Consider the following 23,617-nt stretch of genomic DNA (forward strand, 5'->3'; position numbering starts at 1 on the left):
CCTTGATTTCACCATTTTAGTTTTTTAGCGTCCTCTAAAAACTTCTCCAACCCTATATCGGTTAGAGGATGTTTGAAAAGCTGCTGGTAAGCGGAGATCGGCATAGTCGCACAATCGGCTCCTCGTAGCGCGGATTCTTTCAAGTGCATGGGTCCGCGAATGGAGGCGGCGAGTATTTTCGTCTCGTAACCGTAGTTATCGTAAATTTCGCGGATCTCGGAAATCAAATCCATTCCGTCCCAAGAGGTATCATCGACTCTGCCTATAAAGGGGGAAATATACGTTGCACCGGCCTTAGCGGCAAGAAGAGCCTGGGGAGCGGAAAAGCATAATGTCACGTTAGTCGGAATTCCTTTTTCGGTCAATTTTACGACCGCTTTTAATCCCTCCGGGATTAAGGGAACTTTGATAACGACATTTTTGGCGATAGCTACGAGTTCATCCGCCTCTTTCAACATTTCCTCGTGTTTAGTGGCGAGAACTTCCGCGCTTACGGGACCGGGGACAATCGCGCAAATTTCCTTGATCACTTCCTTAAAGTTACGTCCCGATTTTGCGATAAGAGAAGGGTTGGTAGTAACCCCGTCGAGTAGGCCGTACGAGGCAATCTCTTTGATTTCGTCGACGTTTGCCGTATCTAAATATAATTCCACAAGTGAGCTCCGATTTCGAAGGATGATCTACTAGGATAGTCGTTTCTATCCCGGTAGAGGGTCAATCCGATTTTAGATGCTGATCGAGGCTCCGGGCTGCGAGAGAATTAAATAAGTAGGAAACCCTGCCCTTGGATCAAGGAATCAGATCCCGCAAAGTTTTAATTTCTTCCGCGGAAAAGAATTCCTTATATTCTTTTTCTATCTGAGCCTTCAGTTTAGAACTAAAATAATCGACTCTGCGAGTGAAAGGCTGCTTTTTGTAGGCTTCTTTCCATTGAACGACGAATCCGCCGCGAGGAGGAACTTCCTTTTCGTTGGTTAATTCCCAGATTGCAGCGCCGCCGATTTTTTTCTCATCCAGAGTTTCTTTCTTGGGCTTGCCGTATTTATTCTCCAGCTTATCTTGCACTTCCTTTCCCGGAAGATATCGAAAGGAAACTCCGACGGAAAATAATTTGCCCGGTTCATTATGACCTTCCTCCTCGTTTGCGGGAGGCGGATTCGCCTGAACCTGCTTTTGCTTTGGTCGGGAATCGAGGACGAGTTTAGGTGTGGAGTAAAAGCGATAAACATAGAAGATTCCGTTTCTTCGTATTAGCAGGGACTTCTCTTTATCTTCGTTGATGATCTCCACTTTTTCGCCGCTGTCCGGATTGGTGGCTAAGGAAAGAAATTTTTCCCTGACTTGAGCGTAGGTTGATTCCCAAGCTACTTCCGCAAACCCGTCAAGGGTCGGTCGGCTGCCGGCTTGACGATTATTTCTAGACGTATCGTCTCCCGGAAACTGGGCGAATACCCCGCAAATCGGAACAAGAACGGAAACGAAAATCGCAGGTAAAGTTAGCCCTTTCATAATTACCCTATCGGCAAAAGAACCGATTTGTATTAGGAATCTTCGCCGAAATCATCCTCATGCGGCTCTTGTCGATCCAGCCGAATGCCTCCAAATCGGACCTTTCCGTTCCATCTCAGAATCAAGAGGATTGCAAGAATTGCAATATTAGGAAGTACGAACAAAAACGCGATTTCGTGATAGAGTCCGTAAACTGCCAAGTTCGATGCGATTACGGAAACGAAGACGCCGGAGAGGAAAGGAATTTCCTGCCCTAAAAATCTGGCTAAGAAAGAATCCGGACGGGAATTCGAAGTAGATTTTAGAATTTCCGTAGCCAGGGCAGGATAAAACGCCAATAATAAGCCGGGCATCAAAAAGGAGAGAAAGAAGTAGTTTCCGAACGAATCCGCATAATGTGGGGCTCCGATAAGTCCTCCCGTCAATGTCCAGATGTACGAGACGAAGGCGGATAATCCGAAGGAAATCAATCCGTATTGAAGGTTTCCTCCGGCTTCGAAAATTTGAAGTATTTTAGAAGGAAGAATTCTGATCCAATCCGTAAGTTCGCTTTTCGCAAACATATCCTTTCCGCTCAGGAATAATAACCCGAAATAATAATCCGCTAAGGACAGAAAAGATAGCGTAAACGCGAAGAAAATTAGATAGAGAAAAAATTCCATTTTAGTGTCGGAAATGCCTCATGCCGGTAAACACCATAATCAGGCCGTGCTCATCGGCGGCTCGAATTACTTCTTCATCCCGAATAGAACCTCCCGGTTGGATGATGGCCTTCGCGCCCGCCTTTGCGATCGCGTCGATTCCATCCCGGAAGGGAAAAAAGGCGTCGCTTGCCACGTAAGACCCTACGACGGAGAGTCCTACATTTAACGCTTTTGTGGCTCCAAGTTGGACGGAGTCTACTCTGGACATTTGGCCTGCGCCGATTCCCAAAGTCGCATTCTCCTCGGTGTACACGATGGCGTTCGACTTAATAAACTTAACCGTGGACCAAGCGAACATCAATCCGCGAATATCCTCCTCGGTAGGTTGCTTCTTCGTCACCACTTTTAGGTCTTTTTCCGAAATTGTAGCGTAATCCCGATCCTGTAATAGCAGCCCGTGATGGATCGGTCTCAGGTCCATTTCATCCAACGCTTCTTGGAAGTTTTCAATCTCTATTAAACGAACATTCGGTTTTTTGGAGAAATACTCCAGAGCTTCCTTATCGAACTTCTGCGCAATCACGCCTTCGACGAATAATTCTCCGATCAAAGCCGCTAGTTCCCCCGAAACATTTCCTTTAATACCGATGACTCCTCCGAATGCGGAAATAGGATCGGTCCTCTTTGCTAAGCGAAATGCTTCCAACGGATCGTCGGCATACGCGATTCCGCACGGGTTCAAGTGCTTTATGATACAAACGGTATTATCGGGTAATAAAGCGGATATATGGAAAGCGGAGTCGAAATCCAACATGTTGTTGAAGGAAAGTTCCTTTCCTTGCAGGGGAGAGAATTCGCTCTTCGTGAAAAGAGGTTCGTAGAATGCGGCACCTTGGTGAGGATTTTCTCCGTATCTGAGCTTTTGCTTTTTAGTGAATGAGAGGTTGAGTATGTCGGGGAATTTTTCCCCCGCCAGTTTATTGAACCAGGAAGAGATCGCCGTATCATACATGCTGGTATGAGAGAATGCCTTTCTCATCAAAAGAAAGGAAGTATCCGCATCGACCGAGCCTTCGTTTACGGCCATAGACTCTTCCACCGTTTTATAATCGTTCGGGTCGGTGACTACGATCGTATGCCGATAGTTTTTCGCCGCGGATCGGATCATGGAAGGACCGCCGATATCTATATTCTCGATGGCTTCGTCCAATTGGACTCCGGGCTTAGAGACCGTTTTTAAGAACGGGTAGAGATTCACGACGACCAGGTCTATCTTCGGGATTCCAAGCTCATCCATTTTTTTTTGGTGCTCCGGATTGGAAATTACGCCTAAGAGTCCTCCATGGACTTTCGGATGAAGGGTCTTAACCCGACCATCTAGAATTTCCGGAAAGCCGGTATAGTCATCGATTGCGACTGCTTTAATTCCGCTGTCCTGCAAGACTTTTAGAGTTCCTCCCGTGGAGATGATTTCGACGCCTTTGGAATCGAGATACTTGGCGAAACCGATGAGACCGGTTTTTTCGCTAACAGAAATGAGTGCGCGGCTTATTTTAATCATGCTAGAGGATGGAGACCTTCCTATTTTTAATGGAGAGCCTATCTTCGCAGAATAGTTTCACTGCGAGAGGCAGGATTTTATGTTCCTCTTTGAGAATGGCTAGAGTCAATTCTCTTTCCGTCATCTTCGAGTCGATTTTCACGGATCCTTGGAGAATGATGGGTCCGGAATCCACGCCGTCGTCCACAAAATGAGCGGTGCATCCGGCAATTTTGACTCCGTATTCGAACGCCTGCCTTTGCGCATTCAATCCCGGAAAAGAGGGTAATAACGACGGATGAATATTGATGATTCTGTTCTCGAATCTACGAATGATTTCCGGTCGTAGAATTCTCATATAACCGCAGGCAACGATTAGATCAGGGGCTGCCGCATCTAGGATTTCTAGAAGGGAGGCATGATACTCTTCCTTACGGGAGAAAGATTTATAGTCCAATACCTTACTTGGCAGACTGTACTTGGTCGCGATGTTGATAGCTGCTGCATTCGGCTCGTCCGAAAACAAAAACTGAGGAATTCCCGCAATTTTTCGCTTTTTGAACGCCGAAAGGACGGCTTCCAAGTTGGACCCGCGGCCGGAGGCTAAAAAAACAAGCTTTTTTCTAGGTTTAGGAAACAGGCTTGCCAAGAATTTTCGCTCAAGATACGCTTAAGAATTATCCACCTACGTTAAGGCGGTCCCTGATTTTGTCGAAGAGTATTTCAGGAGAGACACATGTCACTTGCTAGAAAATCGACGGCCTCTGTCGAACAGTACAAATCCAATGAAATTTCTACTGTGAGTCAGGGACGGCTTATCGTAATGCTTTATGAAGGAGCGATTCGCTTCTTAAATGTGGCGATAGAAAATAATACGCCCCGCAAGTATGATGTGGTTAATAACAATATCCTGAAAGCCCAGGATATTGTTACGGAATTGATGCTGGCTTTGAATTTAGAAGACGGCGGAGAGGTTGCAAATAACCTGCTCGGTATTTACGTTTACGTAAAAAAACGTCTTTTAGAGGCCAATATGCGCAAAGATTCCGAGATTATGAAAGAAATTATCAAATATCTTGAGGATCTTAAAAACGCCTGGGACGAAGTAGAGAAAAAAGAAAAAGGTTCCGTAGTGGCGATGCCGACTCCAGGCACTCGTAGCGGGGGACTCTCTCTCCAAGGTTAATTCCACAAACTCCGGTTTTTGCCGGAGGAGGAAATTCGCAGTGCCAAAACGGAAAGAAACCAAGCAATTCGGTTCCCGAGAGGATTCCTTATCGGAGTTGTACGGCCGAAAAATAAATCTGTTGGACGAAGTCATTTCACTCCAAAAACGGCAGCTCGAAGTTTTGGGGCATGGTGACGGGGAGACTGCGGCGAAAATCGAAGGACAGAATTCGAATCTCGTCGAGAGAATGTTTTCCCTGGACAGAAAGATAGAACTCTTGGAGGAATCCACTCCGCAGTCTCTCAATATGATTCAGTTGGCGGACGAACTTTTTCGTAAACTGGAAGAATCGAGAGCTCTAAACGAAAGAGTCGGTTCTTTAATGGAACGGATCTTATCCGAGTACCAGAAAGAATTGAATCTCGTTCAAGCCAATATCCAATTAAAGAAATTTCTTGCCCAAAGGAAAAGCGGTTGGAAGACGGGGACCTGTTAAGTCGGGCGCTTGATTTTTACGGACTTCCCAAAAAATACAACGAAGACTTAGTCCGATCTAGGTTTAGAGAATTATCCAGAAAATACCATCCTGATTCCGGCGAATTTGAAAGCGACGTTCTGTTTAAGGAACTGGTAAATTTGCGGGATATCCTCCTCGAATCGCTGGATAAACAGGAAGAATCTCCGTCTTATTCTGATAAAGAAAGACGAAGAGAGGATGCCGACGGTTTTTTAGCGTACAAAGCCGCTAAACAAATAGCCGCAGATGCTTTGGAGGAATATTTTAAAAAGACGGAAGGAAATCCCGTTTTTTTAAATCCCGAAGAAAACCCCGAACTTAGAAAGCTAAGAATCGACTTACTGGAAGCGAAGACCGCATTACAGGAATTCATCCGGAATTATCCGGCTAGCATTTGGAGATCGGATGCCGAAGAAACCTTAAAAAGGATCGGAGTTTGGTTTCGATCCTAAATCTTTACGGAACGATAAGCGTATTGGAAGGTAAAGAGAATACGAATACGTCTTTGGCCGTACCGCCCACCAAATTTAAAGCCAATACGGAAGATCGCAGAGTTACATATTGTCCGGTTGAAATGGTCGTAACGATTTTACAGACCCGATTCGGATTTTGCGATGAGCCGGTCGGAACGACGGCTAGAGGCCCGGCAGTCGGACTGACTTCGATCGAGTATTCGATCGGTTGGTTCGGAATAAGATTAAGGGGTAATTGGCAGGGAATACCTTGAGAAAAACTAGAGGGGTTCCTTGAATCGAATGCCGTGCTTCCGGTAAATAGGGTATACCCGTTAAAAAGAAATTCGGCATTACCGGCGCGCAAACGAATTTCATATCCTGTGGCAATCGGGGCGATACCGATAATCGTAGGAGGAGCGGTTACGATGGGAGTATTCGAATAATTTCTCGAACATCCCGTAATTGCTACAAATAGACAGAAGATTGGAAGAATTGCTGACCGGATCGTTACGGTATTTTGATTCATTATATGCGGATATATTCCGCCCAACCGAATTTTTCGGCCAATTGGTCGGATACGGAAAACAGTGGGATACGCCTTCTGTTTGTCGACCGATTTTCAGGAAGTTCCCATTTCAATTCATGAAGCAGCTTGTTGCCCTTCTTAGTATTGCAATCGCGGCAGGCAGTTACTAGATTTTCCCAGGTATGATACTCGGCGGGTTTCCGTTCTTTGGCGATTTCTTCCCACCGACTTTTCGGTATCACATGATCTAGGGTAAGTCTGGAAGTAGGGAGTTTCCGTTTACAATATACGCATTCGTAATTGTCCCGGAGAAAAATATTTTCCCTGGAGAGTTTGTGTCGTTTTCTCGGAACCTTATAATAGTCCGTCAGAAGGATGATTCTGGGTGCGGTTAACTTTAATTTTTCGGAACGAATCAGGAGTTTTTTTTCGTCTTTGATTAATTGCGCTTTATTGAGAAGAAGAAGAACAATCGCATCCCTTACCGTACGAATGGCAACCGGAACGTAGGTTGCGTTCAGCACCAAGACCGGCTGACCGAGGACGTCCATATCTAACCAGACAATAGTGGAATAGGAAAGAATGTCGAGTAAAACTATTCCCTTACGGCGAGTTTCTTCTTAATGTAAAATGTGGCCAGAGCGATGATCAGAACGGCCCCGACGATTCCGAAGACGGTCGCTTGGCCCTGATGCATCCAATGCCTTAGAGTATCTAAATTGCTGGCTCCGTAATGACCTAGATAGACCCAAATGGGGACCGATATTGCTGCCGCCGCGAAATCTAAACTTAGGAAACGAAAGAATGAAATTCGATCCGAAGTACCTGCGGTCAAATAAATCGGCATACGAAGGCCGGGCATGAATCTACCCATAAAAACGACCCAATTTCCGTACTGAGAAAATTTTTCCTGAACTTTTTCGAACCTCTCGGGCGTGATGAACCGAGCTATGAAAGGAATCTGTAGAACACGGACCCCGTAAATTCTCCCGAGCAGGAACACTGTCCCGTCTCCGAATAAAACCCCAGCCATGCCCACGGCAAACATGATATGCTCGTTCGCATATCCTAGTCCGGCTATCACTCCGCCTGAAACCAGGGAAACGTCTTCCGGAATCGGAAGTCCGAATCCGCAGAGGAGGAGAGTCGCAAATACGGCAATATAAGCGAAACCCTGGCCGAAGCCTGAGAAGAAATCTACTAAAATTGCAAGAAAATCCATAGAGAGTAGTGTAAGACTTCCCGGTAAAAGGAATTCCTACCAATGAAATCCGCAGGGGGGGAAAGAGGACAGAAAAAAATAGAATTCCGAAATTCATATTAGTCGGTCGAATAAGGATCAAATGTTTGGCTTGCTGCATACTTATCCATGTCGGATTCTGGTACGAAGTGTTCCGAGATCGACTCGCTCTATCTGAGCTGGAAAATTCCCTGTTATCCGAATATGCCGTTCCCCATGATCGAACGGGGGGGAGGGAATATCCGGAGGAAGAGCATTCCTATCGACTTCCGTTTCAACGAGATCGAGATAGGGTGGTTCATTCGAGCGCGTTTAAAAGACTTCAATACAAAACGCAGGTTTTCGTTTATTCTGTCGGAGAAAATTACAGAAATAGATTAACTCATACTCTCGAAGTTGCCGGAATTTCCCGTACGATTGCTGCCGCTTTGGGTTTGAATTCTTTACTGGCCGAGACCATAGCTCTCGCGCATGACCTAGGTCACACTCCTTTCGGTCACGCAGGACAGGATATGCTCGCGGAATTAATGTCCGTTTCGGGCGGCTTTGAACATAATAAACAATCGATACGAATCGTAAGATATCTCGAAACTCGATATCCCGAATTCCCCGGGCTAAATCTTTCCATCGAAACTTTAAAGGGTCTGATGAAACACGGCGCCGAATATTCGATCTCGTCCCTCGGATTGGAAAGAAAGCAGGAAGGTCCTAGTCTCGAAGCGCAGTGCGCCGATCTCGCCGACGAAGTCGCTTATACGAATCATGATATCGAGGACGGATTGGAGATGGGTTATCTTCGCTCGCAAGAGTTGGAAGAGATCAGACTTTGGAACGAAACGAGCCGTAAAACCAAGGAGCGCTATCCGAAAGTAAACGAGAAAGTCCGGATTCGAACGACGATTCGAGAACTGACCAACGGCATGGTGTCTCATATCATCGATGTAGTTTATCGTCGCCTTCTTGAATATAAAATTAGAGACCGGAACGATTTAAATAGATCGTATGCAGAAGGAAAAAAAATCATAGGGTTCGATCTAGAGTTCGGGGAAAAAGTTCGAGAATTAAAATCCTTTTTATATAAGACCTTATATAGACATCCTTCCGTTATAAAGACGAGCGATCAAGGGAGGGATATGATCCACGTCCTTTTTAAATACTTCCAACAACATCCGAATGAAATTCCCGAGATTTATAGGATACGAATCGAATCGGAGGGATTGGATAGAAGCGTTTGCGATTTTGTAGCAGGCATGACGGATCGATACGCCGAAACTGTGTTTACGGACCTTCGCAAGTAGAGGATTTAAAAAGATTCCTATGTTAGAATGGATCTTTCCTCTGCCTTCTGTAGAAGACTGAACATTGATAAACGAAATTTCCACGTACTAGAGGAAGATTCTTGTGTTATCGTGGATTTTCCCCAGCCCTCTACAGAGTATCCCCTATTGCACCTGTCAGTTCCTTTCTAACATCTAATGCCTAGCATCTAACGGCTATATCGCAGACATCGATTCTTCTTCCACTAACACCTATAAAATCAATTTAAGTACTTCCGAGCAAGCTTGGATCAAATCATCCACCTCTTCTTCCGTAGTGAAACTTCCCGTTGAAATTCGTACGGCTCGAAGTGCTTCTTCTTTTGTATAACCCATCTCCAATAAGGAAGGTGCGGGCTCTCTGGATCTGGATTTACACGAGGATCCGGTAGAAAGGGCAAAACCTCTTTCTTCCATGCCCATCATAAAGAAATCCAAATCTTCGGTGGGTAAAATGCAGAAAGTAGTGGAAGGAAGTCTCGGCGAAGATTCTGCAACGATTTCTGCTCCGGCCTGTTTAAAAGCGGATTCGATTTTCTCCTTAAAGCGGAGCAATTTAGTATTCCGTTCGTTCATTTGGGAAAATTGGAGTTTTGCCGCCTCGGAAAGTGCGATGATCGCAGGTGAATTTTCGGTTCCGGCTCTGAATCCGTTTTCTTGATTTCCGCCTCGAAACAAGCCGGCCTTAGCGGTTAAACCGGGATCAAACCAAAGTACGGATGTGCCCAAACCTCCGCCTATCTTATGACCGGAAAAAGTAAAACCGCTAAGAGCTTTAAACGGGACCGAAATCTTTCCGAAGGATTGCATCGTGTCCGAAAACAATCGTTCGCCGAATTTGTCGCATAGTCCTGCGATTTCATCCAGAGGTTGTACGACGCCGCTTTCATTTCCCGCATGGATTATAAAAACCGGGCCCGGTTTGTTCGTTAACTTTTCCTCTATTTCCTGTGGAGAAACGAGTCCCGATTTATTTCCTAAAAATTTTTCATAGGGTATGCCCGCACTTTCGAACGCTTCATAAAAAGAAGAATGTTCGTATGGGGAAAGATAAGCGATCGTCTTAACCAGAGATTTTGCCCAGATTGCTAGGAGATAATTCGCCTCCGTTCCTGTGGAGCAGAATACGAAACCTTTCGTATCTTTTCCGGTGAGCTTCGCCAGAATTTTCCGAGCTTCCTCTATCTTACCCTGTCTTCCGAGAGAAAACCGAGTCGGACCCGAGGGATTAAAAAAATCCGCCTCGTACTCGTTGATTACCGTAAATAGTAAACCGGGATAAGGAGGATGAGTCGCGTTATAATCGAAATATTTAATTCTTTTCATCGAACAGGTCGTCCGCTTCTTCGTATCTTCCTTTTCGACGGAGAACATACTGAAGTAACTTCTTACGATCCTCGATCAAGTCTTCGTAGCCGGACCGGTCACTTCTATACTCAGGATCAACCGTATACAATTCGGTTTGTAGTCCGTCCAGTTCCTTAAGCGATTGGTCCCAGGCTTTTTGATACAGCAAGCAACGAACTCTCATTAACTTAGACTGAAAACGCATACCTAGTTCGGTTTTCCGCGATTGATAAACGGATTCGAAGAGATCGCCGGCTCGTTTGCGATACGACTCTTCGCGGTCACCGAGTCTATAATAGAGTTCGGCGGTTCGATAGAGATTCGGATAGAATATTTTCTGTCCCTCCTCGTCGGAAGGATCGCAGGGTATCGTGGCAATTGCGGAAGGACCCCAATATTTAACCTCGGGCGGGACCGTTCGTTTAGCACAGGAAAAATACAGCATGCGCGTATACAGCGAAATGGATTCTTCCGGAGAAAGAGAAGAGCCCGGATGACCCGCTCTACTTTGAAGCAATTCCAAGGTTCGTAGAAGTAATTTTTTATACTGATTCGCCGATAGAGTCGTTCGTTCGGGATAATCCTCCGCGAAAACGATCGGAGATGAATTCGATTCCGTAATCGCCTGCCAAATTCGTATTTCTCTCGGAAGTTCCGGTTCGCTTATGCTCGTTTCATCCGCGGCACAGCTGAATCGGAAGAAGTTTAGGATTTTCTTCCACCATGGAACAGGATCTTTTTTTCGGATTTTGATCTTGTCAAAGACCATTTCTTCTATGCTCAATAAGGACTGAAAATGAGCTAGCAGAGCTTCTTCCGGTCGACAAGAGGCGAAGGCAGTGAGGCGAATCTTTTCTAGCAGACTTTTGCCCGCGATTTGCGGTCTACTTGCGCCAAAAGTAATCTGGCTCGGTGCGGTATTATAACCGTCAAACGGATTATAATTCAAGGCCCGTTTATAATAATCCAAGGATTCCAATACTGCAGGGGAGAATTCTTTCCAATATTCGCTAGGATCGATTCTTCCTTGGCGGAGGTTTTTCGAATCGCTATCGGATAATTTTTGGAGAGTCCATCCTTTTTGCTCGGCTTCCATCCAGGACGGAATTCTAAAAATATCGTCCACCCCGTATTTTCCTAAATCCATGGCTCGGTAACAAGCCTCGGACATTTTATCAAGCTGTAAGTAATGTTCGACTCCCCGAAATTCTCTCTTCTCGTTTAGGAATCCGTCTCCCTTTTCCTGCAATTTTAAAGAAAGAGCGGGGTTTAAGACGGGGGGATCCAGCCAAAGCGAAATGTCCCGCAAAATTTCGAATCTTCGGGGAAAAACCCAGACTGTGGCAATGATCCAAATGAATAGTAGGGTTAGGAAAAGTTTTTTCTTTTCTCGCAGAATACTGAGCAATTTCTTTCCTTCAGTTCGGGGAAAATTCGTTCGACGCCGCCGATCCCTCGGGTAGACTGAGCGGGGAGGGAATGCGGCGTCCTTCTTCCCAAGCTTATACACGTCCGGGGATTATGAAACTAGCAAGCACTATTCCTATCTTACTTCTGACTACGAATGCATTCTTTCCTCTGCTCGGAGCGCCGACCGATTCAGGGCAAAAACTTCTATGCCGAGACGTCGATTCATCCGGTCGAAGCAGATCGGTATGGCCCTTGTTTTTTCTGTCGACGGCATTAGATACCTTGAATGAAGCGCGAAGACTCGAAGGAAGAGAGAGGGGCGAGAGAACCCTCAAGGCGTTAGGAGAATTCGAAAAATACGTTCGTTGTTCGGAGGCTATCGGGAGCCCCGCTTCGGCCATTGCTCGGTGGAACAAAGCGATGGCACACTATTCCATCGGTCAGCTTAAGGAAGCGTTACAGGAAGCGGATCTTGCGGAAAAAAACGATCCGAATTTTAGGGAAACCTATATATTGAAAGCGAGCATCTTTTACGAACAAGCAGAGTATCAAAAGACCAGCGACTATTTAGAGGAGAATCTAAGCCGCTTCCCGATGGATTCCTACGTTTATTATTTGCTCAGCTCTTCCAATATCGCGATCCAAAATAACGCGAAGTCGATTTTATATCTGACCTCCTTAAATGATGCTATCGAAAAGAAAGAAGGCAATCCGAAATATAAGGAATTCGTATATTTATCTCTGGGAAAAATTTATTTCGCACAAGGACAAAATTCCAAAGCCTATTTTTATCTATCTAGCTATCTGCAGCAAAAACCGGAAGCGTGGGAGATTCGATTCCTTTTAGCCGGAGTTCTAAATCAATTAGGAAAATTTGCCCAGGCAAAGAAGGAGCTTCTGAGAATCCTGGCTCAAGTGAAGGGGAATTCATCCGTGGAGATGATGCTGGGCGAAATGTATTTCGTAGAAAGCCGCTCGATGTCGTCGGCTTATTTCGAGGAACTTAAAAAAAACGGAAAGTTATATAAGGGATCCCTCCTCTACGGTTTGTACTGTGTTCTTACTTCCCGCTATGAAGAAGCTAAAAAAATCATTTATCCGATGCGGGAAAAATATCCCCGAAGACTTTGGGTTAGACTTGCGGTTTTGGAGATTCTAAAACACCAGCCGGACCTAAAGGGAGAAGTCTATTCCAAAGAACTCGTGGAAACGGCGGAAATCGCGGTACAATCTCAGCTTTGGAATCTTTCGGAAACATTGATCCAGGAATCCATCGACATAGCGAGCAAGGACGGTAGTCCGAAATCGGTACTCGCAAGTCGTTACAATTTTCTTGCGACGGTATACGAACAATCCGGTTCGGTATATAGGGCTATCGTCGCGATTCGAAAATCGATCGAATTGTCGGGGACTCCCGACGAGATTCGAAAATATCGTCTGCATTTAGCTTTTTTACTAAGAGGAAATCCGCCTGGAAAAACGAAAGAGGCGGAGCAGATAACGAAAGAGATTATAAAAGAAGATCCCAAGAATTCGTACGCGCATTATCTATTAGGCGTGATTTTTTCCCAGACAGAAAACTTCTCGGGAAGCCAAGATGCTTTCGAGGAAGCGATCCAATTGGATCCTAAGACCGCTATCTATTATTTCTATCGGGCGATTTCCCTGGAGAAACTGGGTAAGATTCAGGAAATGGAACTTGATTTGCGTAAATCCATGGATTTGGATCCGGAGAATCCGATCGCTTACAATTATTTAGGATATTATCTATCCGAATCCGGAAGTCGATTGGATGAGGCCTTTTCTTTGATCAGAAAAGCCGTTGAACTGGCACCGGATAACGAAGCATACCAAGACAGTCTAGGATGGATTTATTATAAACGCGGAATGTTGGACGACGCACTGTTGCATTTGAATTTAGCCTACCAAATTCTTCAGGAAAGGAACGAAAGCGATCCTACGATCTGCGAACATTTAGGTGATTTGCATTTTGAACGCGGTGAACTTGGAGAAACTAGGATGTACTGGGAAAAATCGAGTAAGCTTTTTCAAAAGAAAGAAGACAAGGCAAGAATCAGGGAAAAACTGGAGAAGCTAAGAACGAAACCTGTTATGATTAAACCCTAAAAAAAGGATTCGAAAGCCGTAAGGAAAAAATTTGGGAACTAATAAAAAAATAACTCGTTCGGTTCAATCGTTTACTTTAATCGCACTAGTATGTTTCGGTACTTGCGCCACGCCTGAAATCGAGGAAATTGCGTTTCCTTTACGCGGAAAACTTAGTTTTGTGAGTTCCAAATCGAAGGAGGGCGCAAAGTTTCTAGACGAGATTAAAAAGATGGAAGACGCCGGCTCTTCTTACTCGGGCGATTTTGAAATTCGAATTCAGAATTTTGTTCCGAAAAAAGATATTTTCTCGCTGAACGGAAAGATCTATTACGATAAACCTTCCGGAAAGATGCAGATCGAATTAACGGATCGCCTTTTCGGAATCAGCGTTTCAAAAGTATATACCGACGGTGAATTGATCCGAATCAAAACGGCGACCCAGGATAAAATTCATGAGCAACCGATGGATGACATCATCATTGCCGATCCGAATGGGGGAAAACAAACGGTGGTTCCGTTTCCTGTCATTTACCACCTTTTATCAAACCGAAACGTGAGGCTATTTCAACCGGATAGAACCCTCGTTCATCCTAAGGAAGGAATCATATTGGTCCGTAAATCGGGAGAGGAATGGACGTATTACGTAACGGAAAAGGGAATTGCCACCGTCGAATGGAACTCGAGCCGCAAGAACGTAAAAGCATTAACGAGCGTCCAAGGAGCCGTAGAATTTCCGCCGAAAGTGACTCTTACTCGTATCGTCTCTCGGGAAGATGGAAGCGATCAAAATCGAATCGAAATTAAGATGAAGCGGATCGGTCGTACTGAAAACATCGCGAGTTCGTCGTTCGGATTTTAAAAAAGGAAGGTTGTCTGAAAATGATCGAAGTGGAAAAAAATGGACACATTCTCGAACTGTACATAAAAACGAACGAAACGAATTCACTCGGTACGGACTTCTTTCGAAAGCTACGCGAAACGATGGAATCAGCGGAAAGCGATCCAAGTATAAAAGCGATTCTACTTTCCGGACGGAATGATAAATTTTTTTCCAACGGTTTTAATCCGGAAATTTTTATCGGAAAAGAACTTTCTGAAATTAAAGTAGTTCTAAAGGAAGCGTTAGAAGCTTGCGGGAAGGTTTTATTTTCCAGCCGACCGATCGTGTGCGCATTGAATGGACACTCGATGGGGGTCGGCGCAGTTCTGGCGATTTTTTCGGATTACCGCATCCTGGTCGAAAAGAAAGGGAGAATCGGATTTCCGGAAGCCTTGATTGGTCTCAATTTTCCGTCCACCTCCGGTTATGTATTGAAAGAACTTGTTGGAATCAAAACCGCCCAGGATCTTCTGTATTCGGGTCGCGGTTTAAAATCAGACGAGGCCCTAGCGGTTGGCTTAGTGGAAGAATCGGCGACTGCCGAAGAGTTGATTCCTAAAGCCAGAAAATGGTGCGATCAATTCGCCTCCATGGCGCTTGAATCCGTAATCGGAATCAAAATAGCCTTGCGAGACTCGCAGCGGCTAGTCGCGGACCGACTGGAAGCTCGGGATATCGATTTGCTCGCGACTGCCGTTCACGCAAAGAATGGGCAGGAAGGCTTGAGATCCATTCTAGAAAGACGGCGACCTGCGTTTACTTGATATCCGATCCGAATCGGATTTAGATCGGTCCTTTGCCCGACTCGGATCCATTGAAAATGAAACGAAATTCAGGAATGAAATACTTTTCCAGGATTTAAAATTTCCTTCTTATCCACGGATTTTTTTAAAGCGTTCAACCCTTCGATTCCTACGGGCCCCAACGCCTTTTTGTACCAAGGCTTATGATCTATTCCTACGCCGTGGTGATGGCTGATCGGAGCATTATGCGCCGTAAAAACATCCGATACTTTCTTTTTCATGCGGATCCACTGTTCTTCGGGTTTTTTTTCATCCAACGGGAAGAGAATCGTATAATACAGACAGGCACCTTCATGGTAGCTATGGGATAAATGGCACATAGCGATCGAACCCGGTATTGCGGTTTGGAGTGCTTCGAGTCCGGCGGTATGCAACGACTCTACTCGCTCGTACGTCGTAGAGGTCTCCATCGTATCGACGCCCATGCCATAGAGCATAATATGGTTCCTGAGATACGGCATATTATAGCGGCCATGAATCCAATTTTGTCCTAATTTTTCACCCGCGTATAATGCTCCGAATTTCTTCCAAATCCGCGTAAGACCCGTAAACGAATGATCCACTTCGGATTTAGAGCCGTCCAACCCGACTAAAACCACACATTTACCTTGGCTCAGCCCTTTGAATTGGAGTACTTTGTTTTGTATCCAAGTCTTAATCATCCGATGGAGTGTTCGCTTTTTACCGATCTCTCCCAAAATCTCGTACAGCCTAGTTTCGTTCGCATCCGAAAGTCGCAACATTGATGTCTTGATTTCTTCGTGATTGCTTGTTCGAATAAAACCTAACGCTGCTTTGATGCTGGGGAATACCAAACCGAAATATTTTCTAGCCTCGGGAATCTTATGAATTTTGACGGTAGCTTCCGTGATGATTCCGAGTAATCCTTCGCTTCCCGCAATTATATGATTCCAATCCGGTCCTGTCGAATAAGCCGGTGCTCGCAATGTCTCGACTAAACCGGAAGGCGTGACTAATTTTACCGAGGTTACTATTTCTTCGATTTTGCCGTAGCGATTGGACTGCTGACCTGCGCTTCTCGCTGCGATCCATCCGCCCAAGGTGGAGTATTCGAAAGACTGAGGAAAATGACCCAGAGTATATCCTTTAAGATTCAAGGCGTATTCTAGTTTAGGTCCGTAGATTCCGGATTGGTACGTTGCAGTCAGACTTTCCGGATCGAGCGAGAGGAATTTATCCATTCGAGTCGTATCTAGAGAAATAACGGCTTTATGACCTTTCCCTTTTATGACCTCGATTCCGCCGACTACGGATGAGCCTCCGCCGAATGGGATTACTGTAATCTTACTTCGAGAACAGAATTCTAAAATTTTAGCGACTTCGCTCTCTTTGCCCGGATAAACGACTCCATCAACGAAAGTTTTAAGAGTATTACGATGTAAGCGCAGTACATCGTAAAAACTTTTCCCGGCAGAGTGAAAGATCCGCTCATATCGATCGGTTTTAATATTATTTTTTCCAAGGATTGCGGAGAGTTGTCTGATATCTCCCGATCCAAGCTTCGAAGCCGGAAGCTTGATTTCTTCCAGAGTTGCCGAAGGCGTTTCCCGAATCTTGTCGATTCGAAACTCATTTTGAAGCAGTTTGAGAATTTCCGGCATCTGGCCTTTTCGGAAGAAATCTTGGTCGTTTGCACCCCAGGCATTCCACCTAAGATTGGTTCGAGAATAATCAATGTTCGCATTCAGTTCGTGATAAAACATTTTCCGGTCAGCTCCGACATGGAAGGAATTCCCATCCAGAAAATAGAGGAAATGCGGAAGAGCAACGGAAAAATGGACTGTCGTTACGAAATCTCGCTCTTGAAAGAAAATGAATCGATCGGGAATTTCGCGGAAAGATGAGTTTCGGAATTTGCTTCAGGGTTTACGTTGTTCTAATAATTGGCGGAGGTTCCGGATTTTCGGATCATCCGGTAAAAGCTCCGAAGCTTCCGCAAGTAACTTACTCGCTCTCACCCGATTTCCTAATAAGCGATATGTATCGGATAGATTGATTAAATTGCGGACGTGCGCGGGTGTTCTAACGCGGAAGCGCTCTCCGTATTCCGACGCTCGTTCTAATGCCTCGTCGTCCCGGGAAGCAGCATAAACTTTTTTCCAAAGAAGGGAGGTTTGAAAAAAGAATTCGGAATCTGCAGGGTCCCAATCCAAGGCCGTTTCGGCCCAGATTGCGGCTTCTCTAATTCTCCCCAATTTATCGTACAAGCGCGAAAGGGCCTTGGCTATTTTCGGCGAAAGTTCTTGCCATATGCCCGAATCTTTCGGTAGAGATTCCTCCAGTATGTGAATGGCGTCGGAGTAATTTCGGCTTTTAAACGCCGCTTCCGCTTTTACTAAAACCGAGGATTCGTCCGAATTATAAGGATCCTGACTCGGACGATATGCGAGGGATAGTAGGCTAAGATCGTCGGATAATTTTCCCTTAGTCAAAAGAGATCTTCGAATTTTTTCCAGATCGCCTTGGCTTTCCTCCACGCAATGCAGAAACTGCGTCTCGTCCTCGTTGATGGTTCGTTTCCCAGAAAAGTTCTCTTCCAATATAAGATCATCTTTTCCATCCGAACCGCAAAAAACAATATCGTTGGGTCTTAGCTTAAAGGTTTGGACTGCAATCTTCGAATTTAGAATTTCAGAAATTCCTAATTTTCGTATATTCGAATCCGTTCCCAAAAAAGAGGCTTTTCCGTCCCTGTAAAGGACCGGCCAAGGATGTTCGGCGTTGACAAAATAAAGCGTTCCCGTTCCGAGATCGACTAGACCCATAACGGCCGAAACTAACATAAATCCGTCGAATGTCTCGAAGACATTCTGCAGGTCCAAAAATCCTTCCTTTAACCAGCGTTCCGGCGACCTGGCTTGGATTTCAGGGGAAAGGCGAGAACGACTGATAATCGAATTGAAAACGGATCCTAAAACGAGTGCTCCACCTGCCCCTTGGACCGACTTGCCCATCGCATCGCCGTTGATAAACGCAGTGTATTTTTTTCCTCGTAATAGAATTTCATACGCGCTCGTATAATCTCCGCCGATTTCGTATTCCTTTCCCCGAAAGCTGAATTTCTTGTATTGATCGAATAGAAATTCCACGGTTAGGGGCGATTCTGCAGTGATTTCTTTTTTCAAAAGGGGAGTTAGCAATAGAGAGGTGAGAAAATAATCTCCGTCTTGTCTTTCTTTTAAAATCTGAATTTGATCCATCTTTTCGGAAATTTCACGGTTCTTTTCTACGATTTTAAAATTACCGACGAATGTCGCGAATCGGTATTTTTCCACGATAATCGAAAAGACGATCGCAACAGAATATGCAATTCCTAAGTTTTGCATCGAATACGCCGCTTGGGGGGTATTCAATGGAGGGGAATACAGAATAACTGCTAGGATGAATACTGAGATGGAAGCCCCATATAGTAGAAAAGATACTCTTCTCGGAATCGGTAGGAAGACTATGATCAATACGGCTATCTGCAATCCCGAAACGTAGTTTGGATCGTCGGCTATTCTTCCCGTAAAAAAAGAGCAGGAGAGTAAAAAGTACGACGCGAACACATACGCAAATTCTAAACCGAATTTCCGAATCGGAATTTTAGTGATCGATCCTAATAGAAAGAGGGCAAGGGAAATCATACTGATTAAGGAAAGTCCGATCCGAAAATAAACGAGTTCCGGAAATTCAGGATGCAGCTTCTGATCGGTCCCCAGAGCGAATCCTAACCATACAAAAATTCCGAGAATCGATCCCGGGTATTGTAGAGTCATGACTTGTCGATTCAGATCTTGCTTATATTCTTGTTCGTATGTCCTTCGATCCGGATCGGGTTCGAAGATAGAAAGAAAGTCCCCCCACGAGACTCGGATTTTTCTGAGAAGATTCTGAGGAGATGTCATAGGATATGATGAACCGCGTTCGGTTATTTCCCGAGCTTATCCTTACCTAATCGCAAATCTTTCGAAGTGATACAACATTTTAATTTAACTCGAAGCGCAGGGATTTTATCACTTCCGTAAATCGTTGACCGATCTAATTAAAACGACTAGTTTGGGGAAACCTATGGTCAATACTCGCGTTTCTCGTTCGAAATCCTCGAAGACTGAACTTTCCTCTCATGTTTATGATACTTTGATCATTGGAGGGGGAATTACCGGAGCGACTTTGCTCTGGGATGCGACCCTTAGGGGACTGAGAGCGTTACTAGTGGAAAAGAACGACTTCGCGTCAGGAACTAGTCAGGCCACATCTAAGCTCATTCATGGAGGTTTGAGATATCTTAAAAATGCGGAGTTTGCTCTAGTTAGAGAATCGCTTCGGGAAAGAAGAATTCTTGCGAAGATCAGTCCTCACGCCGTAAAAACCCTGGGCTTTCTTGTTCCGGTTTACTCCAGGACCGAAAAACTGGTGTTAGCCGCCGGGATGCAAATGTATGACGCATTCTCATTTGATAAGAACAGGGAAATTTCGCCGGATCGCTGGATTCCTAAATTTAGATTTTTAAGTAAGGAGGAGACTCTTGTCGAATCGCACTCCTTACCGAAGGAGGGATTGAAGGGGGCATATCTATATTACGACTACCAAAATATCAATCCGGAACGTCACACCTGCGAATTTATCTTCTCAGCGCAACGGAACGGAGGCCAGGCATATAATTATACGGAACTAGTTGCGCTTAGCAAACAACAAGAGGCGTACCAGGCCATTCTTTTGGATAAACGAAGCCGTAAGAAAATACCGGTTTTTGCGAAAACCGTCGTTAATGCTGCGGGGCCCTGGGCGGATTTTATCGAATCGCTCGCCGGAGTCGGAATGGATAAGGTTCTAGTAAGATCGAAAGGCATTCATATCGTGACTCGCGCAATTTCCGGTTCAAAAGCTTTAGTATTAAAGAAGAAAGATAAAACTCATATGTTTGTACTTCCTTGGCGAGGAAAGACCATTATCGGAACGACCGACACGGTTTATCAGGACTCGCCGGATAAATTTAAAGTTACGAAGAATGATATCCGGGGTTTGCTCGAGGAAATTAATTATGCCTATGGATATACGGAATTAAAGGAAACCGACGTGGATTTTTTCTATGGAGGCATGCGGCCCCTTGTGGAAGACCCGGGAGAGACCTCGGATACGTACAACGCTTCCCGGAAAACGGAAATTATTCACCATAAAGATCAGGGACTTCCCGGATTTTTTACCGCTCTCGGAGGAAAATATACGACTAGCCGAGGACTTGCGGAAAAGATCACAGACCAGCTATGTGATTATTTACCCGGAACCTATTTACCCTGTGAGACGAATTTCGTCCCTTTGATTTCCGGAGAATTTTCCGATCTCGCTTCCCTCATTCATGGTTTAGCGAACAAGTTTCCGAAATTAAGCGGGGAAGTTTTGGAAACCGTTGCGAATCGTTACGGCAGTATCTCGTATGAAATTCTTCAAAATGCCAAACCTGGAGAACCGTATGCAATTTTAGCAAACGGAGAAAAATTATATATTTCCGAAATTCGATACATTGCAAATGGGGAATCGATCCTGAAGGCTCGCGATTTCTTCTTTCATAGGTCCGGAGCGGGAGTCCCGGGATTACCCTCCGCGGAAAATCTAGAATTCATTATGGAAGAACTTGGAAAGTCCTTGGGCTGGAACGGAGCTCAAAGAAAATCCGAAAAAGCGGAGATTCTCGCCAGATTTCAGATAGGCTAGCCGATAGGCAAAACTGAAGCACGTTCCTATAATTTAATTATAGGTCGAATCCGATCTCCTACAGATGGAAGATAGGACTGTTTCTTTAAAAATTTTAAGAAAGCTAGAATGTAAACGTATTTGCAAGCACTACGCCCATGAAGTCTTTCACGACTTCTGTAACATCCTCTAGCTTAATGGCATCTTGATCGACGATCCTTTGGCCGACAGTACCTAAAATAATACTGATCAAAAGTCGATTTAAGTTCGGATTCGTGATGCCTAAATGCTTGGTGATGATCGTCACATATTCCTTCATCGCTTCCGCAATGAGTTGCTTTTCCTCTTCATGATTCTTTAAACGAGAGACATCGCAAATGATATAAAGGAGGTTTTGAAAATAGCTTTCTCTATCCTTCACCATCGTAAAGAGGGCTTCCACCCGTTTTTCAATGGATTGGTTTTCTTCTCCCTTCGAGTAAACTTGCAGTTCTTGGATATCTTTACTCAGGACGAATTTTACGAGTTCTTTAAAAATATCTTCTTTTGTAGAAAAATAATGATACAGCGTACCGGTGGATACGTCCAATTCGGTGGCGATCTCCCGCATAGATACTGCCGAATATCCTCTCCGCGCGAGAATATCAACGCACTTGGAAAGAATTTCCGCTTTATATTTCTCGTGATTTACGATTTTCGGCATTCCGGTTTTCCTGAAACAGATTACTCTAAATTTTATAAAGTCGCTTTCTACGTCAACTCGACAAATTCATAGGTCCGAGTGATAAAGTAAGACCACTTAACGAATGAATTTTAAGATCGAAATTAGTAGGCAATGTTCAATTTTTTGTAGATGAAACCAAGCAGCCAAATCGGCCCAATGAGCAGAAACTGTAGATCCTTAAAAAAAGAAGGTTTTTTGCCTTCTACCTTGTGGCCGATGAACTGAAAGATCCATGCAATCGCAAAAATCCCGAGTGAAATTTGCCAAACAGGGATCGGAGCAGTCGCCTCTAATTCTAAAATGACCGCGTACATCGGGAGGGAAACGACAAGCATTCCTAATGCAAGTGTCAGGGAAAGTCTCAGATAGAATAGAATTACACAAGCAATCGATAGCATCGCAAAGTTTAAATGCGGACTGATATTCGTCAAGAATGTAGGACTAGGAATCGCCCAAATCATACCTAATACGCTAAAGTAGATCGCAGGTACACATATCCAATGAATCGCCTTGTTGATTTTATTCTGGTGGCTTTCTCCATACTCGCCGAACCAGGATTCGACTGATTTCATGCCTTCCCTCCCGAACAGGTTAATTATTTTATTTGTTCGAAAAAAGAAAGCAAGTGTTTTTTCCAGGTAGGCGCCAGGTGAGTTAGGATACGGCCTCGGTTTCGTTCTGCGTCCTCCTTACCTTTCTCGAACGCATAACGGACTAGATCCGGACTTGTATAATCAAACCCTTGTTCGATAAAAGGGGTATCCGGAGAGATTAGTAGAGTATTTGCTACGATTTCCGGCGCTTTTCCCACTAACGTAGTCTGCTCATAGAAAACCGCAATTTTCGGAATTTCGGAACTGAATTCTTCTAGCAGAAGATTGTTCGTTAACCCTCCATCTAAATAGTAATTGCCGCCCAGACTTTGCAAAGGAAGCACCGGAAAGGCGGAACAGGAATTCATGACAATTTGAGTAACCGTTTCATGATCGGAAAATTCTTTTTCAGTAAAAACTCGTTCTCTCCACCCCCATTCCTTCATTTTGTTCAGTACGTGGAATGGGAGTTCCCCTTTTCTTCTTAATTCTTCATCCCTAAAATAGGCGCGAATAATTCTCGCCGCTCTCGCTAAAAGCATTCTCCTATTCGGTTTTCCGTTTTTATTTTTTTGAATTTGATCTCCTGGAATTTCAACCGTGTGAATTCGTACTTTCGCAGCCTTCGAAAGTAATTTAGGAAGTTTTAAACAATAGCTGACTGTCCGGCGAGCCATCCCGTCATGGGGGAAGGGCGGAAGAATTCTCAAGAGCCGATTCCAGTAAAAATTTTTTGGATTTCTTCGGGTCAATTCTTCGAAGTAGACGGAACTTTCTTCCTCGGTTTCCGATAGGGCACTGATCGCCATTGCAGCACCGGCGCTTACTCCGGAGACTTCCCGAATCCGGATTCCCCAGTTCCGAAGGGCAAATGCAAAGCCTAGTCCGTAAAAAGCCTTGATTCCGCCTCCTGCGATGGCCAGGGCAATTTCCTTTTTTGTCCCCAGTTCCTTCCAAACGGATTCTAAAAACGAATAGGATGATTTGGTCGATTCAGACAGCATTCAATCTTTCTTTAGACGATGAACGCCGTTCGGAATCAAGAATAAATTTGGACTGTCATAGTTCCTACAAACCCTAAGATAATGATTTACTCGATTCTTTTGGGAGACAGATTGGAGAGAATCGGACCTATCGGACTA

23 protein-coding genes are annotated in these 23,617 nt (G+C 44.7%); 8 read left to right on the forward strand and 15 right to left on the reverse strand.

The window, feature by feature from the left end:
• Positions 1-8 precede the first annotated feature (8 nt).
• The 5 genes from fsa to purN form a co-directional block, all read right to left on the reverse strand.
• The gene (gene fsa / locus LEP1GSC047_RS13645) at positions 9-653 is read right to left on the reverse strand and encodes a fructose-6-phosphate aldolase (protein WP_010419136.1); all 645 of its coding nucleotides are present in this window, start codon (positions 651-653) and stop codon (positions 9-11) included.
• Between the two features lie 136 nt (positions 654-789).
• Positions 790-1,509 carry a hypothetical protein gene (locus LEP1GSC047_RS13650; protein WP_010419137.1) on the reverse strand — a complete coding sequence of 240 codons (720 nt, stop codon included), beginning with the start codon at positions 1,507-1,509 and terminating at the stop codon, positions 790-792.
• A gap of 32 nt (positions 1,510-1,541) precedes the next feature.
• Entirely contained in the window at positions 1,542-2,171 is a 630-nt protein-coding gene (locus tag LEP1GSC047_RS13655; RefSeq protein WP_010419140.1) for a hypothetical protein, read from the reverse strand.
• Position 2,172: 1 nt separating this feature from the next.
• Positions 2,173-3,714, reverse strand: coding sequence for a bifunctional phosphoribosylaminoimidazolecarboxamide formyltransferase/IMP cyclohydrolase (gene purH / locus LEP1GSC047_RS13660; RefSeq protein WP_020988817.1), 1,542 nt, complete (start codon positions 3,712-3,714; stop codon positions 2,173-2,175).
• 1 nt (position 3,715) lies between these two features.
• Complete coding sequence (gene purN, locus LEP1GSC047_RS13665) at positions 3,716-4,342, reverse strand: phosphoribosylglycinamide formyltransferase (RefSeq protein WP_010419142.1); 627 nt, start codon at positions 4,340-4,342, stop codon at positions 3,716-3,718.
• A gap of 87 nt (positions 4,343-4,429) precedes the next feature.
• On the opposite strand from purN, the gene fliS reads away from it, so the two are divergent.
• Genes fliS through LEP1GSC047_RS13680 form a run of 3 tightly spaced genes read left to right on the forward strand, consistent with a single transcriptional unit; the run spans position 4,430 to position 5,830 of the window.
• A complete protein-coding gene (fliS, locus tag LEP1GSC047_RS13670; protein ID WP_010419145.1) occupies positions 4,430-4,879 on the forward strand; it encodes a flagellar export chaperone FliS in 450 nt (149 codons plus the stop codon).
• A gap of 40 nt (positions 4,880-4,919) precedes the next feature.
• Positions 4,920-5,357 (forward strand): hypothetical protein, encoded by a 438-nt coding sequence (locus LEP1GSC047_RS13675; RefSeq protein WP_010419149.1) that lies wholly within the window; start codon positions 4,920-4,922, stop codon positions 5,355-5,357.
• Positions 5,336-5,830: a molecular chaperone DnaJ gene (locus LEP1GSC047_RS13680; RefSeq protein WP_010419152.1), complete on the forward strand. Its 495-nt coding sequence runs from the start codon at positions 5,336-5,338 to the stop codon at positions 5,828-5,830. Before LEP1GSC047_RS13675 ends, LEP1GSC047_RS13680 begins: the two co-directional genes overlap by 22 nt.
• Before the next feature lie 4 nt (positions 5,831-5,834).
• Here the strand turns inward: LEP1GSC047_RS13680 and LEP1GSC047_RS13685 are convergent, their stop codons facing one another.
• From LEP1GSC047_RS13685 to LEP1GSC047_RS13695, 3 genes are read right to left on the reverse strand one after another with little or no spacing between them, the layout of a single operon-like run.
• A complete protein-coding gene (locus tag LEP1GSC047_RS13685; protein WP_010419154.1) occupies positions 5,835-6,359 on the reverse strand; it encodes an LIC11661 family lipoprotein in 525 nt (174 codons plus the stop codon).
• The gene (locus LEP1GSC047_RS13690) at positions 6,359-6,910 is read right to left on the reverse strand and encodes an HNH endonuclease (RefSeq protein ID WP_010419157.1); all 552 of its coding nucleotides are present in this window, start codon (positions 6,908-6,910) and stop codon (positions 6,359-6,361) included. Before LEP1GSC047_RS13690 ends, LEP1GSC047_RS13685 begins: the two co-directional genes overlap by 1 nt.
• Before the next feature lie 44 nt (positions 6,911-6,954).
• Positions 6,955-7,581: a DedA family protein gene (locus LEP1GSC047_RS13695; RefSeq protein WP_010419159.1), complete on the reverse strand. Its 627-nt coding sequence runs from the start codon at positions 7,579-7,581 to the stop codon at positions 6,955-6,957.
• Between the two features lie 167 nt (positions 7,582-7,748).
• Here LEP1GSC047_RS13695 and LEP1GSC047_RS13700 point away from each other — a divergent pair, with 167 nt between their 5' ends.
• The gene (locus LEP1GSC047_RS13700; protein WP_010419161.1) at positions 7,749-8,897 is read left to right on the forward strand and encodes a deoxyguanosinetriphosphate triphosphohydrolase; all 1,149 of its coding nucleotides are present in this window, start codon (positions 7,749-7,751) and stop codon (positions 8,895-8,897) included.
• A 231-nt stretch (positions 8,898-9,128) separates the two neighbouring features.
• On the opposite strand, the gene LEP1GSC047_RS13705 is transcribed toward LEP1GSC047_RS13700, so the two are convergent.
• Positions 9,129-10,241, reverse strand: coding sequence for a cysteine desulfurase family protein (locus LEP1GSC047_RS13705; RefSeq protein ID WP_010419162.1), 1,113 nt, complete (start codon positions 10,239-10,241; stop codon positions 9,129-9,131).
• On the reverse strand, positions 10,228-11,670 hold the full coding sequence (locus LEP1GSC047_RS13710; protein ID WP_010419163.1) for a hypothetical protein: 1,443 nt from the start codon (positions 11,668-11,670) through the stop codon (positions 10,228-10,230). Before LEP1GSC047_RS13710 ends, LEP1GSC047_RS13705 begins: the two co-directional genes overlap by 14 nt.
• Before the next feature lie 113 nt (positions 11,671-11,783).
• Between LEP1GSC047_RS13710 and LEP1GSC047_RS13715 the strand changes: the two genes are divergently transcribed.
• Genes LEP1GSC047_RS13715 through LEP1GSC047_RS13725 form a run of 3 tightly spaced genes read left to right on the forward strand, consistent with a single transcriptional unit; the run spans position 11,784 to position 15,425 of the window.
• On the forward strand, positions 11,784-13,799 hold the full coding sequence (locus tag LEP1GSC047_RS13715; protein WP_020988826.1) for a tetratricopeptide repeat protein: 2,016 nt from the start codon (positions 11,784-11,786) through the stop codon (positions 13,797-13,799).
• 31 nt (positions 13,800-13,830) lie between these two features.
• Positions 13,831-14,640, forward strand: coding sequence for a hypothetical protein (locus LEP1GSC047_RS13720; RefSeq protein WP_010419164.1), 810 nt, complete (start codon positions 13,831-13,833; stop codon positions 14,638-14,640).
• A 20-nt stretch (positions 14,641-14,660) separates the two neighbouring features.
• Positions 14,661-15,425, forward strand: coding sequence for an enoyl-CoA hydratase/isomerase family protein (locus LEP1GSC047_RS13725; RefSeq protein WP_010419166.1), 765 nt, complete (start codon positions 14,661-14,663; stop codon positions 15,423-15,425).
• A gap of 68 nt (positions 15,426-15,493) precedes the next feature.
• On the opposite strand, the gene LEP1GSC047_RS13730 is transcribed toward LEP1GSC047_RS13725, so the two are convergent.
• A complete protein-coding gene (locus LEP1GSC047_RS13730; RefSeq protein WP_010419167.1) occupies positions 15,494-17,188 on the reverse strand; it encodes an FAD-binding oxidoreductase in 1,695 nt (564 codons plus the stop codon).
• 156 nt (positions 17,189-17,344) lie between these two features.
• Positions 17,345-19,372 (reverse strand): PP2C family protein-serine/threonine phosphatase, encoded by a 2,028-nt coding sequence (locus LEP1GSC047_RS13735; protein ID WP_010419170.1) that lies wholly within the window; start codon positions 19,370-19,372, stop codon positions 17,345-17,347.
• Between the two features lie 163 nt (positions 19,373-19,535).
• On the opposite strand from LEP1GSC047_RS13735, the gene LEP1GSC047_RS13740 reads away from it, so the two are divergent.
• Positions 19,536-21,179, forward strand: coding sequence for a glycerol-3-phosphate dehydrogenase/oxidase (locus LEP1GSC047_RS13740; RefSeq protein WP_010419173.1), 1,644 nt, complete (start codon positions 19,536-19,538; stop codon positions 21,177-21,179).
• 103 nt (positions 21,180-21,282) lie between these two features.
• Here the strand turns inward: LEP1GSC047_RS13740 and LEP1GSC047_RS13745 are convergent, their stop codons facing one another.
• From LEP1GSC047_RS13745 to LEP1GSC047_RS13755, 3 genes are all read right to left on the reverse strand, one after another.
• Positions 21,283-21,861 (reverse strand): TetR/AcrR family transcriptional regulator, encoded by a 579-nt coding sequence (locus LEP1GSC047_RS13745; protein ID WP_010419175.1) that lies wholly within the window; start codon positions 21,859-21,861, stop codon positions 21,283-21,285.
• 122 nt (positions 21,862-21,983) lie between these two features.
• A complete protein-coding gene (locus LEP1GSC047_RS13750) occupies positions 21,984-22,454 on the reverse strand; it encodes an Mpo1 family 2-hydroxy fatty acid dioxygenase (RefSeq protein ID WP_010419177.1) in 471 nt (156 codons plus the stop codon).
• Positions 22,455-22,477: 23 nt separating this feature from the next.
• Positions 22,478-23,479 (reverse strand): patatin-like phospholipase family protein, encoded by a 1,002-nt coding sequence (locus LEP1GSC047_RS13755; RefSeq protein ID WP_010419178.1) that lies wholly within the window; start codon positions 23,477-23,479, stop codon positions 22,478-22,480.
• Positions 23,480-23,617: the final 138 nt, after the last annotated feature.

The organism is Leptospira inadai serovar Lyme str. 10, from assembly GCF_000243675.2.
Classification (GTDB): domain Bacteria; phylum Spirochaetota; class Leptospiria; order Leptospirales; family Leptospiraceae; genus Leptospira_B; species Leptospira_B inadai.